The following is a 15268-nucleotide window of genomic DNA, read 5'->3' as shown; positions in this document are numbered from 1 at the left end:
ATGTTTTAGAGGTTAAAATGAAATACAATCGTTCTATTGGGTCCTTGTTCGGCGTATGAATTTGATAGTTTCCTTTTTTGGCGATTTAAAGAGACAATTTTGTATGTTATACTACAAAAAGCGACAAAGGACGATAGCAACGGAGGAAATACGATGTCCAGATACTCGAAAAAGAAAAGAAATCAAGCGAAAATCTATAGTTTTTTGCCGACAGGAGATTACTATTTTCATAAAGGGCTCCAGTCATATGATCGCTTTGATTTTACAAATGCCAAAAAGTATTTGCAGAGAGCATTGGAGCTGGAACCGTTGGAACCGATGATTGCCTGCCAGCTTGCTCTTGTCCATACCGAAACAGGAGATTATGAAAAGTCCAATCAGCTTCTGCTTATGACATTGAATGAACTGGATGAACGGATGACGGAGTGCTACTACTTTTTGGCAAATAATTATGCTCATCTGGGGCTTTTTACGGAGGCCTGCCGATATGCAAGGCTTTATCTGGAAAAAGATGAAGTGGGAGAATTTGCGGACGAAGCGGAGGAGCTGCTCGAGTGGATAGGGATCGACGATGATGATAATATGGCTTTGATGAAAGAGCAGGAGGAGCTTCTTCAATTGCAGGAAGAGTCAAAATCCCTGCTGGAAGATGGAAAATATTCAGAAGCCGTGCAAATGCTTGAGAAAATGGTAAAAGCCTACCCTGAATTCTGGCCTGCCTATAATAATTTGGCATTGGCTTATTTTTACGAAGGGGAAACGAGCAAAGCCTTTTCGATGACGGAAAAAGTGATCGCCCATAATCCGGGCAACCTGCATGCGTTGTGCAATTTGGCTGTATTTTATTATTACGAAGACCAAACGGAAGACCTGGATCGCTTGTTGGAAGCATTGGAAAAAATCAAACCGCTTATTCCGGAACACCGCTATAAATTGGGAGCGACATTTGCGCTGGCCAAACAATACGACTTGGCTTACTTTTGGCTGCGCCAGCTCCAAAAATCAGGTTATCCGGGAAATGCAGGATTTTATTATTGGCTAGCCAAAGCAGCTTATTTTACCGGAAATGAGAAAGCCGCAAAAGCTGCCTGGGACCGGCTTGTTTTACTGGAACCTGAAAAGTCGGGTAACGCGCCATGGGACGAATCTATCGAAGAAGCCGATAAAAGAAACGAAGGGGACCAAGCCCTTTTGAAGCTGCTGCGAAGCGAAAAAATTGCGGAACGGCTATGCGCGATTTTCTTTATTTCGATTTCCGACAGACAGCCGGCGCTGTTGACTCACCCTTCCTTTAAATCGATTGAGGAATTCAGCTATCCGGAAAAGCTATATCTGGCAACGATTCTCCAGGTTGAAAAAAGACAGGAGCTTCGTGGTGGAATGAGGATTGATAAGGCGCATGAAACAGCAATCGAATTATATGAAAGGCACAAAGACCGCCCGGCTGATGTCTTTGATCTGCTCAAAATCTGGTTTGATTTTTTTCAAAAGGCCATTGAGACCGGAGAAAAATTTGCAAATCCTGCAGCTTATGCCGCCGCTGCGGAATATGTTTGGAGCATGGAGAAAAACGAGGCGAAAACGCAGCGCGAAATCGCAAAAAAATACGGGATTTCCCCAGCCACACTTCGGAAATATATCATAAAAATAGAACGATACCTTTAATTGAGCATATGTTTGGACGTATAGCAAATACTTTAATACGATATCAAATAAGGAACTAATTAAAAAGATTATAAAGTGAAAATTGTTCTTTTGTCGGAATTTCTTTCGATAGGACAACGAAGGAGTGTATGAGCGATGTCAGAAGACAAAATTTATGATGTGATCATTGCGGGAGCAGGGCCCGCCGGAATGACCGCTGCCGTCTATACATCCCGCGCCAACCTGTCCACCCTCATGATTGAACGCGGAGTCCCGGGCGGCCAGATGGCCGATACGGCAGACGTGGAGAACTACCCTGGATTTGATCATATCCTGGGGCCGGACCTTTCCACAAAAATGTTTGAACATGCGAAAAAATTTGGCGCGGAGTATGCCTATGGCGACATTAAGGAAATAGTTGACGGAGACCCGTATAAGGTTGTCAAGGCAGGAGGCAAAGAGTACAGGGCGTATGCTGTTATTGTTGCTACAGGTGCCGAGTACCGGAAGCTCGGGGTTCCAGGGGAATCCGAATTGACAGGACGGGGCGTATCCTATTGTGCTGTGTGTGATGGTGCATTTTTTAAAGACAAAGAGCTGGTCGTCATCGGAGGCGGAGATTCTGCCGTTGAAGAAGGTGCCTACTTGACGCGCTTTGCCTCAAAAGTGACCATTATTCACCGCCGAGATGAGCTGCGGGCCCAAAAAATCCTTCAAGATCGTGCGTTTGCCAATGATAAGATCGACTTTATCTGGAGCCATACTGTGAAGCAAGTGAACGAGAAAGATGGAAAAGTAGGTTCCGTCACTCTCGTTTCGACAAAAGACGGTTCCGAAAGAGAGTTTAAGACGGACGGTATGTTCGTTTACGTTGGAATGAATCCGTTGACTCAATCCGTGGCAAATCTCGGGATCACAAATGCAGCGGGCTATATTGAAACAAATGAGAACATGGCGACAAGTGTTCCCGGTATTTTTGCTGCGGGGGATGTCCGTGACAAACTATTGAGACAGATCGTAACGGCCACAGGTGACGGAAGCATCGCTGCACAAAGTGCTCAAATTTATATTGAACGTTTGAAAGATGGGCAGCTTGCCAAACAGTAATCGCCATTTAATCTGTTTGTAACAGTGCTGCAATGTAATTTGTGTATATTTATATATGAGATATTGACCCCCTTTTTATACAATATCCCTTTTGATGCACAGGATGATTCCTGTGCTTTTTTTGATGTTAATGAATATGGTTTTTGCGAACTCCCTAATCATCCGATTTCCGCTTTTGTACTATTTTAGCCGGGGAAACTTCTTCATCACGCTGTCCTTCTTGGAAGGAAAATAGTATAATATGAAGAACACCGTCTTTTTTCTACAAGTGTATTTTATAATTACATAATAACGAGGAGCGTACAGGCTGCTGTCGCATATATATATATGTAAAATCCCTGGTTTCAGATTAGAGAGGGTGAATTCCATGAATAACGGATCCATGGAGGATATTCAGTTAGTTATCATTACAGGCATGTCAGGGGCAGGAAAAACGGTTGCCATCCACAGCTTTGAGGATCTGGGTTTCTTTTGCGTGGACAATTTACCGCCGGCATTGATGCCCAAATTTCTGGAATTGATGAAGGAATCCGGCAATAAAATGAACAAGGTTGCGCTTGTTATGGATTTAAGAGGCAGGGAGTTCTTTGATACGCTGCTTCGGGTCATCGATGATTTGTCCGATTCCAATTGGGTGACACCGCAAATTCTGTTCCTGGATGCCGATGATGAAGTGCTTGTCCGGAGATATAAAGAGACGCGGCGTTCCCATCCCCTTGCTCCGCTGGGCCTCCCGCTTGAGGGGATTAGACAGGAGAGGGAGCTGCTTGAGGAGCTGAAGGGCCGGGCACAGCATATTTATAAGACATCCCAGATGAAGCCAAAAGAATTGCGGGAAAAGATCCTGACAGAGTTTTCCGCGAATAAACAAGCCACCTTTATGGTGAATGTCATGTCATTCGGCTTTAAGCACGGCCTTCCCATCGATGCTGATCTTGTGTTCGATGTAAGGTTTTTGCCGAATCCCCACTATATTGACCATATGAGGCCAAAAACAGGACTGGAGGAAGAGGTTGCGAGCTACGTCCTCAAGTGGAGCGATACCCAAAAATTCCTTGCCAAAGTGACCGACTTGCTCGCTTTCATGCTGCCGCATTACAAAAGGGAAGGAAAAAGCCAGCTGGTGATTGCCATCGGGTGTACAGGCGGGCAGCATCGTTCGGTTGCACTTTCGGAATATATCGGGCATTATTTTGAAAACGACTATCATATCCGGGTTACACACCGTGATATCAAAAAGAGAAAGGAAATAGCCACATGACGGCACAATCCACACCGAAAATTGTGGTCATTGGCGGAGGTACCGGCCTGCCTGTCCTATTAAGGGGGCTGAAGAAGTACCCTGTCGATATCACGGCCATTGTAACCGTTGCTGACGACGGAGGAAGTTCCGGAAGATTAAGGACCGAGCTGGCAATACCGCCGCCCGGAGATATACGAAACGTAATTGCTGCATTATCTGATGCTGAGCCGCTCATCATAGACATGTTCCAGCATCGCTTTAATACTTCAAATGAGCTTTCCGGCCATTCATTGGGGAATTTGATCATTGCTGCCCTGACATCCGTTACCGGCGACTTTGTCCAGGCGGTGAAGGAAATGAGCAGGGTGTTAAATGTACACGGAAAGGTCCTTCCCGCCGCCAACCAGAGTGTTGTTCTTCACGCAGAAATGATGGATGGCACGATTGTTTCGGGAGAATCGAAAATTCCGGCCATCCGCAAAGAAATCAAGAAGGTATTTTTGACGCCAGAAGTCATTAAGCCCCTTCCGGAAACAATTCAGTCGATCCATGAGGCGGATTTGATTGTCGTTGGACCTGGAAGCTTATATACGAGCATACTTCCAAACCTTCTTGTTCCGGGCCTTGGAGAAGAAGTGTGCAACGCAAAGGCTCGGAAAGTATATATTTGCAATCTGATGACACAGCCGGGCGAAACAACGGGCTTTACGGCAAGCAGGCATGTGAAAGCCCTGTATGAGCATATGGATTGCTCGTTTATCGATACAATACTTGTGAATAATAAAGAGATTCCTCCCGATCTGCAGCATCGTTATGAGAAAGAAATGGCCATTCCCGTCTATTTCGATGTCGATCAGCTTGTTTCCCTTGGAATGGAGGTTGTCCAGGGAGACATCGCCACCATCGAAAAAGGTTTTATCCGCCATGACACAGAAGCGGTGGCAAAAATACTTTACTCATTATTGGGCAGGGATATGAGCCGGGTTGCCAGCATTTAGACGTTGGTAAAGGAGGAAGCGACAATGTCTTTTGCCTCGGAAACGAAAAAGGAACTTACAAATCTTCCTGTAAAGGATTGCTGCTCCAAGGCAGAGCTATCGGCGCTGATCAGGATGAATGGTTCCATATCTTTTTCCAACCGGGAATTGCTCGTGAATATTCAAACTGAAAACGCGGCAATTGCCAGAAGGATCTATACTTTGATAAAAAAGAATTATGATGCAGCGGTTGAACTGCTTGTGCGGAAGAAAATGCGCCTGAAGAAAAATAATGTGTATATTGTCCGTCTAAAAGAGAATGCTGAATCCATACTGAAAGATTTGATGATACTTGGCGACAATTTCATGCTCATCCGTAAAATTTCTTCCGAACTGATCAAAAAGAAATGCTGCAAAAGATCCTACATTCGGGGGGCTTTCCTTGCGGGAGGATCGGTGAATAATCCTGAGAGGTCATCCTATCATCTTGAGATTTCTTCGCTATACAAAGAGCACAACGATTCATTATGTGAACTCATGAACGAATATGGATTAAACAGCAAAACACTGGAAAGGAAAAACGGTTATATCACCTATTTGAAAGAGGCTGAAAAGATAACCGAGTTCTTGAATATCATCGGCGCACATAATGCGCTTCTCCGTTTTGAGGATGTGCGGATTGTCCGGGATATGCGAAATTCGGTCAACAGGCTGGTCAACTGTGAAACAGCCAATCTGAATAAGACGATCGGCGCAGCCCTCAGACAGGTGGAAAACATCCGTTACATCCAGGAGACTGTCGGTCTGGAATATTTGCCGGAGCGACTCCGTGAAATCGCGGAGCTCAGGATGACCCATCAAGATGTTACCCTCAAGGAGTTGGGTGAAATGGTGTCAAGTGGACAAATCAGCAAATCGGGCATCAATCATCGCCTGCGAAAAATAGATGAAATAGCAGACAAACTTCGCTCGGGCGATCCATCTCTTTTGATCAATAAAAAATAAGTTTGTGAAAAATAAGGAGGAAGCAAATTGGCAGAAAAAGAAGTGACAGTAGGATTGAAATCAGGATTGCAAGCACGGCCTGCGGCACAATTCGTACAGGAGGCCAACCGGTTTTCATCAGATGTCTTCATTGAAAAAGACGGTAAAAAGGTTAATGCAAAAAGCATCATGGGATTGATGAGCCTTGCAGCCGGGACAGGAGCATCCATTAAGCTGATTGCTGAAGGTCCGGACGAAGAAGATGCCATTAAATCGCTTGCGGAATTTGTAGAAAATGACAACTAATGAAGGAAAAAGGCTATCCTCATAAAAAGTCTTTTTAAAGACTTTCAGGATAGCCTTTTTTCGCGTTAATTTTTATTTGTCTTTTTTCGTGATGCTCTCATTGCGGTCGATGATATGGTCGATCATTCCGTATTCTTTTGCTTTTTCCGCTGTCATGAAGTTGTCGCGGTCAGTATCGCGCTCAATGACTTCAAGCGGCTGGCCTGTGCGTTCAGCCAAAATCTTGTTGAGTTTTTCGCGCATGAACAAAATTCGTTTTGCAGCAATCTCAATTTCAGTCGCCTGCCCTTGGGCACCGCCAAGCGGCTGGTGGATCATCACTTCACTGTTAGGCAGGGCATACCGTTTGCCTTTCGTTCCGGCTGCCAGCAAGAAAGCTCCCATTGAAGCTGCCATGCCGATGCAGATGGTCTGTACATCCGGCTTGACGAATTGCATTGTATCATAGATGGCCATCCCGGCAGTAATGCTCCCGCCCGGGCTGTTGATGTAGATGGATATATCCCTTTCCGGGTTTTCCGCGTCAAGGAATAAAAGCTGTGCGACGATCGAGTTCGCTACGTTATCGTCTATCGCGCTTCCAAGCATGATGATCCGGTCCTTGAGTAACCTTGAATAAATGTCGTATGCCCGTTCCCCGCGGTTTGTCTGTTCAATAACTGTTGGAATTAAATTCATCTTTCTCCTCCTCTTTAAAGTGGCCAAACAGTCAGCCAGTTTTCATTGTGGTAACCTTTGTATGTAATGATATCATACAATAATGGTCAATATAGGTCAAACGATTCGATTCTTTCTTGCAAAAGAAGCATATCATACAAATCATATTAACCATCTGGACATAATTTAAACTAATTAAGGGTTGCAAGCTTTAATTTTATCGATTATAATCATATATCGTACGATAAAAATTGCCCTCGTAGTGTAACGGATAACACGCAAGATTCCGGTTCTTGAAATATGGGTTCGATTCCTGTCGAGGGCGCTAACACATTGAAGCATCAACATTTGTTGGTGCTTCATTTTAAGAAATACGTAAGGTAAAAAGAGACCGCAAGTGCTGCTAACACTTCCGGTCTTGTACAATATTTGCCCTCTTAAGAGCGGCAGGCTCAAATGGTTCGGAATAGACCATCCCTAAAAGTTTTCCAGGCTCAAGGGAGGTCTATTTCTTTTTGTCTTGAGACAGTATGGCAATTAAAGCACCGAAAGCTATCATTAGTGATAATATTGTGAATCGTCTTGTTTGCCTGCACTGGGCAAGGCGCTTGCACTTTTCTCAATAAAAAAGCCCGGGATTTCCCGGGATGAAAAAGTAAGAAAACCCTTCGTCTGAAAGGCCTTCTTCTAATATTATAAAAGGGGGTATCAGGTCGAAATCTGACCTTGTTTCCATTTTAGTGTAAAAAAATGTTTTAAACAATGCGTCCTAAGGTCCATTTTATGAAACTTTTTCCATTAAAGAATAAACAAGCGCAAAAGCAGATAGTCCTGCTTTTACGCATTTGATTACCAGTAATGTTTCGGTTTGCATCCGCAAGGCTGTTTAGGTGGGCATACACAGTAATGTTCTTCGGAAACTGAGTTTACGACTGATTTTGTGTGCGGGTAGGAATGCATATATTTATAAGTTGTATGATTTACTTGCGTTGTATGGGAAGGATGCACTACTGGAATATAGACATCCTGGCCCACATATTCATTCAGTTGTTTTGTTGGGCTGATTTGCGCAGGCATTGTTTGGGCAGGCAGCTGCTGTGCAGGTTTGGCCTGCGGGTAACCGCATGTGCATTTCTTATAGCAGCCGCAAGGTTTATAATGTCTCATGACAAAATCCTCCTTTTTAGAAACGTATATTAAATAGTATGTAGGACAACCGTCCAGCGAATGGGCAACTACCCAGAAAGCGACAAAATAGGCAGTTCGTTTTTCCGCTCTTGCGGATTTTTTGCTTTTTTCGCCAAAAAGATCACAATGGGAGGATGGCAGACGCAAATTCTAAAACTTATATACGATTTTATGATAATATAGTAAAATAGCAGGAGGGGGGGATAGGATCAATGAAACTGGAACCGGCTTTGTTGCAAAAACAAACCTTGAATCTGACGATGACGCAGGAGCTGCAGCAGGCGATTACGATATTGCAGTACACCGCCCATGAATTAACAGCTTTTCTTGAAATGAAAGAAATGGAGAATCCGCTCATCCAGCTTGAATCACCAATCGTTCGATCTGTAGATCCCCGCTACGACAGAGTGAGGAAAAGAAAAGTCACCAATCCTGAAAATGATCAGAATAAATGGCTCGAGCAAATGGCTGAGCCGACTGAGGGGCTTGCCGATCATTTGTTCTCTCAGCTGGTGATGAAAGCGCTGTCCGATTTTCAAGAAAAACTGGTTGAACAATTCATATATAATTTAGATCCGAATGGATATTTGACAATAACTGTCGAAGAAGCTGCCGGTATTACCGGTACATCAATAGAAGAGGCAGAAGAGATCTTGCAGCTTGTCCAAAGCCTTGAGCCTGCAGGGGTAGCCGCAAGGTCGCTGCAGGAATGCCTTGTGCTGCAAGCATGGAGAAGAGACGATACCCCGGAATTGGCTGTCGAGCTATTGACTGAATATTTCAATGAGTTTGCGGAGAAAAAATGGAAGGTTTTATCGGAAAAACTGGATGTCAGCCTGAAAGAAATCCAGCAGGCGGCCGATTTCATTACGACGCTGGATCCGCGTCCCGGCACCCGCTTTGATTACGAAAGGCCCCAATACGTTATTCCGGATCTCATTTTGGAGATCAATGACGGGAAGATGGAACTGCAGTTGTTTGAAAGGCATCTGCCGGCCGTTCGCTATCAATCTGATTATTATAATGAAATGGCAAGCGTCGCGGATGATAAGGTGAAACAGTATTTAAATGATAAGCGCCAGGACTTCCGATGGATCATGCGCAGCATTGAACAGAGAAAGCAGACATTGATGAAAGTGGGAATGGCGATCATTGAAGAACAGCAGGACTTTTTCCTGAAAGGTCCCCGCTTTCTCAAGCCGTTGACATTAAAAGATGTTGCTGAAAAAATAGAAGTGCATGAATCGACTGTGAGCCGGGCTATCAGGGGAAAATATATTCAAACGCCAAGCGGCATGCATGAACTTAAAAAATTCTTCTCCCAGGCTCTCCAGTCAAATACGGCAAGCGATGGAGAACAGGCATCGGCAGGCCAGGCGAAAGCCTTAATCAAAGGGCTCATCGACAAAGAGGACAAGGGCAAGCCGCTGTCCGACCAGGCAATTGCGAACATGCTGAAAGAAAAAGGCCTCACTTTATCGAGGAGGACTGTTGCCAAATACCGGGAGCAGCTGCGCATCCCCTCATCAACAAAAAGGAAACGGTATGAGTAGAAAATGGAAGTTAACTATTATACAAGAAACAAATGCGAGCTTTGTGAAGAAGGCAAGCTGCTTTTGCAGCTGCTTCAGGAAGAATACCCTTTTGAAATTATAGAAAAGGATATCGACGCAAGCGACGAGCTGACGGAAAAATTCGGACTGATGATTCCTGTTGTTGAAATAAACGGGGAAATTGTCCAGTATGGCCGGATCGATTTGGCGGCTTTGGAAAAAGAACTGAAAGAAAATTTGAAATGACCCTATTGAACCTGCTATTATATCTGTAATGGCTGGTTCTTTTTTTGATAAAGTGGGACGAAAAACGACCCTATGGGACAAATATGAAGAGGGGATTGATATGAAGGAGTTGCTAAAGCTCCAGCAGCAGTTGGTGCCTGACCTCCTGGATGCTATGGAAAGGCGGTATTTCGTTCTAAGGTCAATCCGGTTGACGGAGCCGGTAGGAAGAAGGCCCTTGGCCCAAATGCTGGATATGACAGAACGGGTGCTGAGAGGCGAGGTGGAATTTCTAAAAGACCGGCACCTGATTGATTTTCAACCGGCCGGTATGCGCCTCACATCGGATGGAAGAAAGCTTTTAGCCAAGCTTGAAGACTTGATGAAGGAGATTATCGGAATTCATAAGGCGGAAAAACAGTTAAGCGAGCATCTCGGGATCGCAGAAACAATCATCGTTCCCGGAGACAGCGACAAAATGCCGTTAATCAAGGATGAGATCGGGAAAGCGTGCGCCCGAAGGCTGGCGGCGTTGCTTGATGAGAAAAATACGATAACGGTCACAGGCGGAACAACGATGGGCTCCGTGGCCAAAGCGCTTATGGACATAAATGTTGCAGGGAAGGAGATGTTATTTGTACCGGCACGAGGCGGAGTAGGCGGAAAAGTCAGCGACCAGGCCAACTCCATTTGTGCGGCAATGGCGGAAAATACAGGGGGCACGCACCGTGTCTTATATGTCCCGGATGAAGTAAGCGATGAGCTCCGCTCAATATTGTTAAAAGAACCGTCCATCAATAACACACTCAGTTTGATCCGGTCAGCCGATATCGTGCTGCATGGAATTGGAGAAGCAATGAAAATGGCTGAGCGGCGGAATACGGATGAAGAAAGCATGGATAAAATTATGAAGGGGCAAGCTGTCGGGGAAGCATTCGGCTATTATTTCGATCTTGACGGCAACATTGTGCATAAAGTCTCCACAATCGGCTTGCAGTTAAAGGATCTTCCCCGCTTCAAACATGTCATTGCAGCGGCCGGAGGAAAATCGAAGGCAAAAGCTATAAGGTCATACATGAAAAATGCGCCTAAATCAACCGTGTTGGTCACAGATGAAGGTGCGGCAGCAGAAATATTGAAGGAGGAATAAAAGTATGTCAGTAAAAGTAGGAATCAACGGTTTTGGAAGAATTGGGAGAAATGTTTTCCGGGCCGCGCTCAAGTCCCAAGAAGTTGAAATTGTAGCTGTGAATGACTTAACGGATGCCGGGATGCTTGCACATTTGCTTCAATATGATTCAGTGCATGGAACTCTTGGTGAAGAAATCTTCGCAGAAAATGATAAAATCATCGTGGGCGGCCGCAAGCTGCAGGTGTTTGCCGAAAGAGATCCGTCCCGGATACGCTGGGGAGACCTTGGTGCCGACATCGTGATTGAATCCACCGGGCGTTTTACAAAAAGGAATGACGCCGCCAAGCATTTGGAGGCAGGTGCAAAAAAAGTCATCATATCGGCTCCGGCAACAGATGAAGACATTACCATCGTCATGGGTGTGAATGAAGAGAAGTATAATCCGGAAACAGATCACATCATATCAAATGCATCCTGTACAACGAACTGCCTTGCTCCATTCGCCAAAGTATTGAATGACAATTTCGGCATTAGGCGCGGCATGATGACAACGGTCCATTCCTATACGAATGACCAGCAAATCCTTGATTTGCCGCACAAAGATTACCGCCGGGCACGGGCAGCCGCCGAATCGATCATTCCGACGACGACAGGAGCGGCAAAAGCTGTATCACTTGTGCTTCCGGAATTAAAAGGAAAATTGAACGGAATGGCGATGAGGGTTCCGACACCGAACGTCTCTGTTGTTGACCTCGTTGCTGAACTGGAAAAAGAAGTAACAGCCGAAGAGGTGAATGCGGCATTGAAAGCAGCATCCGAAGGAGAAATGAAAGGGGTATTGGGCTACAGCGATAAGCCTCTTGTTTCACGTGACTATAACGGGGATCCGCATTCTTCCGTGATTGATGCCCTGTCCACAATGGTGCTGGAAGGAAATATGGCCAAAGTCCTGTCTTGGTATGACAATGAAACAGGATATTCGAACCGGCTTGTAGATTTGGCCGCTTATATCAAAAAAAGAGGATTATAGTCAAAAATTCAGATTTGGTATTGGATAATTCATGTATTGGCATCTATAATATAGAGGGGTGCGAAAAGAGGGAGCGGGAAAATAAACCCACTCTCTTATTTTCTGCGTTTAGAGGGACGTTAGGAGGAGGCTTACCCAGTGAAGAAAAAATCAATCAAGGATCTGGATGTCAGAGGAAAAAAAGTTTTTTGCCGAGTGGATTTCAATGTTCCGATGAATGAAGGAACCATTGCTGATGATACAAGAATTCGGGCGGCACTGCCGACCATCCGCTATTTGTCCGATAATGGGGCAAGCATCATTTTAGCCAGCCATATGGGAAGACCCAAAGGAAAAGTGGTGGAAGAGCTCAGATTGGCTCCTGTTGCGAAAAAGCTCGAAGAGCTGCTGGGCAAGGAGATCCATTACTCCAAAGATGTAATTGGAGAAGATGTGAAAGAAAAGGCTGCCGGGCTCAAGGAGGGTGACATTCTGCTTCTTGAAAATGTACGGTTCCATCCCGGCGAGGAAAAGAACGATGAAGAGCTGGCTAAAGCGTTTGCGGGGCTTGCCGACCTTTATGTGAATGATGCATTCGGTACTGCGCACCGCGCGCATGTCTCTACAGAAGGTGTGGCGAAGCATCTGCCGTCTGCTGCGGGATTTTTGATCGAGAAGGAACTGGAGGTTCTTGGAAATGCCCTCTCAAACCCGGCAAGGCCTTTTACGGCGATCATCGGCGGTGCAAAAGTAAAAGATAAAATCGGTGTTATCGATAATTTGCTCGATAAGGTGGACAACCTGATCATCGGCGGCGGGCTTGCCTTCACCTTCGTCAAAGCCCAAGGCTATGAAATCGGTGACTCCTTGTTGGAAGAAGATAAGATTGAGCTTGCAAAAAGCTTTATGGAAAAAGCGGAAAGAAAAGGCGTAAAATTTTACCTGCCAATTGATGCCGTCGTAGCAGATGCTTTTTCTGAAAATGCGAATTCTAAAGTTGTGGACATCAACAGCATTCCGGACGGCTGGCTTGCGCTTGATATTGGACCGAAAACGGCAGAATTGTACAGCCGTGTCATCAAAGAATCCAAGCTTGTCATTTGGAATGGCCCGATGGGCGTTTTTGAAATGGAACCTTTTGCCCAAGGAACGAAAGCTGTAGCAGAGGCGTTGGCTGAAGCTGATCATACATATTCGATCATCGGCGGCGGAGATTCCGCCAGGGCGGTGGAGCATTTTTCGCTTTCCGGCCAGATGGACCATATTTCCACAGGCGGCGGAGCTTCCCTCGAATTCATGGAAGGCAAAAACCTGCCGGGAATTGCGGCGCTTGATGAATAAGAAAAGCGGAAGCGCCTTGCCCATCGACGTACAGACTGGAGTGCCTCCGACGAGATAAAGGAAACACGGCGAGGAACGAGCCGATGTTGACTTATCGTAGGAGGAGGTGCGAAGTCTGCTAGTCGATAGGCGCTGGAGCTAGACAACAAATGGCTTTGTTCAAAATTTTAAAGCTAAAATACCTTATACTTTCTGGTGTATGAAATAATGTATTAGGACACAAAAATGTCCCATTAACTATGCTACGATTGAAATACTTAACCAAGTTTACTCAATCACCCCTACCCAAAGGAGGTCATAGTTAATGAGACGACTTAATGGTAAACAAGGTTTAAGAAGAAGTCAATTCGCAAAAGAACTTAAAGGTGCTGATTTAGAAAAGGTATTACTAGTTCCCATTGATGTATCAAAGGTTTTACAGAAATCCATGATTTTAAATTATTTTGGCGATGTGATCGAAACGCCCTTTCCCTTCATGGTTAGCCAGACCGGAATGAGCCTTCTTATTCAAAAGATTGAAGAAGCCAGACAGTCCTGCCACGCCGAGAAAGTCTTTGTTGGTATAGAAGCTACTGGCCATTACTACGAGGACATCGTTCGCATCTTAACAGAGGAAGGCTACTCTGTTCACATTGTTAATCCAGCCACTACTCATGAAGAACGCAAGCAACATCTGACTTATACAAAAACGGATGACATTGACCTTTACCTTATTGCGGAAGCATTGGTGGGAAACAAAGCTACCAATTCCAAACTTGCTTCTGGTGTGTATAAACAACTCCAAAACCTAACTAGAGCCAGACGAAGTGAAATCAATAAGCGCTCACGCATCAAGATGGAACTTCGTGGTATTCATGACCAAATTTGGCGTGAGTACCAGGGTGTCAGTGTCCTTGTGGATCACAAAGTTAAAACAACCAAGATCTTTAGTGATTTTTGGGGGAAGGCAAGCCTTCACCTCTTAAAAAACTACCCCCACGCATCCCAAGTTCTTGAGTTAGGGGAGGATGGATTAAGGGCGTTATCCAAGCAACATAACCTGAAAATAAGGAAGAAAACCATTGATAAACTACTGTTTGCAGCTAAAGAAAGTGTTTCAAAGCCAATAGAACAACTTTCTAGTGAACTCTTTCTTTTAAAGCAAAAGATTAAGGCATATGAGTGGCATACAACAAACATTGAATTATATGACAAGGAAATTGAGCGAACCTTCGTTCAGACCGATGGACTGTTTCTACTCACAGTTCCAGGAATTGGTCTTATTACAGCTACTGAAATTTACTGTGAAATGGGTGATATCTCCCTTTATAACAATGCTAGCCAGCTCATTAAAAAGGCAGGCACTAACCCTGTCATCAAACAATCAGGGGCAGATGGCGGTTACTATGGATGTATATCCAAACAAGGCAATTCCAATTTAAGAAGAGCCGTCTATACCGCTGGACGTTGCCTATCCGCACATAATGAAGCTTTAAAGCCCTTTTATAACAGATTAAAGGAGAAAGGTAAAAAAGCTCGTAAAATCTATATTGCCATGGGGAATAAGTTTATAAAAATTGCGTTTGCAATGTTAAAAAATCAGCAACCATTTGAATGGAATCACTCCGATTTCAATTATGAAAAGGAAATCATGAAAAAATTATCACAACCTTTAGCAGCATAAAACACAGTATAAATATAGTAGGCACTCTTCTTTTGGTTCGAGTGGAGATCGTATCACACTTTCATGAGGCTCAGACCTCGAGTTAAAGCCATATCCCACTCGTTCTGTAAATGCGAATCAGTACGTTAATTACAATTTGTACTCTATGCCAGAATGCATCCATGCAGAGTAAGAAAACGAGTGTTGCCCATTTCTGAATCAAGAAAAGGGTGCCTGCTTCATAATAAACTTGGTTAATT

General features: G+C 44.6%; 14 protein-coding genes and 1 tRNA gene. 13 read left to right on the top strand and 2 right to left on the bottom strand.

Going from position 1 to position 15268, the window contains the following annotated elements; translation table 11 throughout:
* Positions 1–153: 153 nt before the first annotated feature.
* The 6 genes from D4N35_RS05245 to D4N35_RS05220 all read left to right on the top strand — a co-directional run bounded on the left by D4N35_RS05245 (position 154) and on the right by D4N35_RS05220 (position 6261).
* The gene (locus D4N35_RS05245; RefSeq protein WP_120071103.1) at positions 154–1665 is read left to right on the top strand and encodes a tetratricopeptide repeat protein; all 1512 of its coding nucleotides are present in this window, start codon (positions 154–156) and stop codon (positions 1663–1665) included.
* 135 nt (positions 1666–1800) lie between these two features.
* The gene (trxB, locus tag D4N35_RS05240) at positions 1801–2751 is read left to right on the top strand and encodes a thioredoxin-disulfide reductase (protein WP_120071100.1); all 951 of its coding nucleotides are present in this window, start codon (positions 1801–1803) and stop codon (positions 2749–2751) included.
* 367 nt (positions 2752–3118) lie between these two features.
* A complete protein-coding gene (gene rapZ, locus D4N35_RS05235) occupies positions 3119–4012 on the top strand; it encodes an RNase adapter RapZ (protein WP_120071098.1) in 894 nt (297 codons plus the stop codon).
* Positions 4009–4992 carry a gluconeogenesis morphogenetic factor MgfK gene (gene mgfK, locus D4N35_RS05230; protein ID WP_120071095.1) on the top strand — a complete coding sequence of 328 codons (984 nt, stop codon included), beginning with the start codon at positions 4009–4011 and terminating at the stop codon, positions 4990–4992. Before rapZ ends, mgfK begins: the two co-directional genes overlap by 4 nt.
* A 24-nt stretch (positions 4993–5016) precedes the next feature.
* Positions 5017–5976 carry a DNA-binding protein WhiA gene (whiA, locus tag D4N35_RS05225; protein ID WP_120071092.1) on the top strand — a complete coding sequence of 320 codons (960 nt, stop codon included), beginning with the start codon at positions 5017–5019 and terminating at the stop codon, positions 5974–5976.
* Positions 5977–6003: 27 nt separating this feature from the next.
* Entirely contained in the window at positions 6004–6261 is a 258-nt protein-coding gene (locus D4N35_RS05220) for an HPr family phosphocarrier protein (protein WP_120071089.1), read from the top strand.
* Positions 6262–6333: 72 nt separating this feature from the next.
* On the opposite strand, the gene clpP is transcribed toward D4N35_RS05220, so the two are convergent.
* On the bottom strand, positions 6334–6939 hold the full coding sequence (clpP, locus tag D4N35_RS05215; protein ID WP_120071086.1) for an ATP-dependent Clp endopeptidase proteolytic subunit ClpP: 606 nt from the start codon (positions 6937–6939) through the stop codon (positions 6334–6336).
* A 232-nt stretch (positions 6940–7171) separates the two neighbouring features.
* Here clpP and D4N35_RS05210 point away from each other — a divergent pair.
* Positions 7172–7243: transfer RNA gene (locus D4N35_RS05210), tRNA-Arg, on the top strand.
* Between the two features lie 524 nt (positions 7244–7767).
* Here D4N35_RS05210 and D4N35_RS05205 read toward each other — a convergent pair.
* Positions 7768–8085 carry a CotD family spore coat protein gene (locus D4N35_RS05205; RefSeq protein ID WP_120071084.1) on the bottom strand — a complete coding sequence of 106 codons (318 nt, stop codon included), beginning with the start codon at positions 8083–8085 and terminating at the stop codon, positions 7768–7770.
* Between the two features lie 233 nt (positions 8086–8318).
* Between D4N35_RS05205 and rpoN the strand changes: the two genes are divergently transcribed.
* The 6 genes from rpoN to D4N35_RS05175 all read left to right on the top strand — a co-directional run bounded on the left by rpoN (position 8319) and on the right by D4N35_RS05175 (position 15029).
* The gene (rpoN, locus tag D4N35_RS05200) at positions 8319–9659 is read left to right on the top strand and encodes an RNA polymerase factor sigma-54 (RefSeq protein WP_120071081.1); all 1341 of its coding nucleotides are present in this window, start codon (positions 8319–8321) and stop codon (positions 9657–9659) included.
* A gap of 3 nt (positions 9660–9662) precedes the next feature.
* A complete protein-coding gene (locus D4N35_RS05195; protein WP_120071077.1) occupies positions 9663–9905 on the top strand; it encodes a glutaredoxin family protein in 243 nt (80 codons plus the stop codon).
* 100 nt (positions 9906–10005) lie between these two features.
* On the top strand, positions 10006–11034 hold the full coding sequence (locus D4N35_RS05190) for a sugar-binding transcriptional regulator (RefSeq protein ID WP_120071074.1): 1029 nt from the start codon (positions 10006–10008) through the stop codon (positions 11032–11034).
* 4 nt (positions 11035–11038) lie between these two features.
* Positions 11039–12046, top strand: coding sequence for a type I glyceraldehyde-3-phosphate dehydrogenase (gene gap, locus D4N35_RS05185; RefSeq protein ID WP_120071071.1), 1008 nt, complete (start codon positions 11039–11041; stop codon positions 12044–12046).
* A 138-nt stretch (positions 12047–12184) separates the two neighbouring features.
* The gene (locus D4N35_RS05180) at positions 12185–13366 is read left to right on the top strand and encodes a phosphoglycerate kinase (RefSeq protein WP_120071068.1); all 1182 of its coding nucleotides are present in this window, start codon (positions 12185–12187) and stop codon (positions 13364–13366) included.
* A 304-nt stretch (positions 13367–13670) separates the two neighbouring features.
* Complete coding sequence (locus tag D4N35_RS05175; protein ID WP_120071066.1) at positions 13671–15029, top strand: IS110 family RNA-guided transposase; 1359 nt, start codon at positions 13671–13673, stop codon at positions 15027–15029.
* The last annotated feature ends 239 nt before the right edge of the window (positions 15030–15268 follow it).

Origin of the sequence: Siminovitchia fortis (assembly GCF_003605365.2) — a bacterium.
Taxonomy (GTDB): domain Bacteria; phylum Bacillota; class Bacilli; order Bacillales; family Bacillaceae_C; genus Siminovitchia; species Siminovitchia fortis.
This window is presented reverse-complemented; position numbering and strand designations above follow the sequence as displayed.

What these genes read in the sequence shown, in the direction of transcription:
- D4N35_RS05245 (WP_120071103.1), top strand. Translation starts at nt 154, where the DNA reads ATGTCCAGATACTCGAAAAAGAAAAGAAATCAAGCGAAAATCTATAGT.
- trxB (WP_120071100.1), top strand. Translation starts at nt 1,801, where the DNA reads ATGTCAGAAGACAAAATTTATGATGTGATCATTGCGGGAGCAGGGCCC.
- rapZ (WP_120071098.1), top strand. Translation starts at nt 3,119, where the DNA reads ATGAATAACGGATCCATGGAGGATATTCAGTTAGTTATCATTACAGGC.
- mgfK (WP_120071095.1), top strand. Translation starts at nt 4,009, where the DNA reads ATGACGGCACAATCCACACCGAAAATTGTGGTCATTGGCGGAGGTACC.
- whiA (WP_120071092.1), top strand. Translation starts at nt 5,017, where the DNA reads ATGTCTTTTGCCTCGGAAACGAAAAAGGAACTTACAAATCTTCCTGTA.
- clpP (WP_120071086.1), bottom strand. Translation starts at nt 6,939, where the DNA reads ATGAATTTAATTCCAACAGTTATTGAACAGACAAACCGCGGGGAACGG.
- D4N35_RS05205 (WP_120071084.1), bottom strand. Translation starts at nt 8,085, where the DNA reads ATGAGACATTATAAACCTTGCGGCTGCTATAAGAAATGCACATGCGGT.
- rpoN (WP_120071081.1), top strand. Translation starts at nt 8,319, where the DNA reads ATGAAACTGGAACCGGCTTTGTTGCAAAAACAAACCTTGAATCTGACG.
- D4N35_RS05195 (WP_120071077.1), top strand. Translation starts at nt 9,663, where the DNA reads ATGGAAGTTAACTATTATACAAGAAACAAATGCGAGCTTTGTGAAGAA.
- D4N35_RS05190 (WP_120071074.1), top strand. Translation starts at nt 10,006, where the DNA reads ATGAAGGAGTTGCTAAAGCTCCAGCAGCAGTTGGTGCCTGACCTCCTG.
- gap (WP_120071071.1), top strand. Translation starts at nt 11,039, where the DNA reads ATGTCAGTAAAAGTAGGAATCAACGGTTTTGGAAGAATTGGGAGAAAT.
- D4N35_RS05175 (WP_120071066.1), top strand. Translation starts at nt 13,671, where the DNA reads ATGAGACGACTTAATGGTAAACAAGGTTTAAGAAGAAGTCAATTCGCA.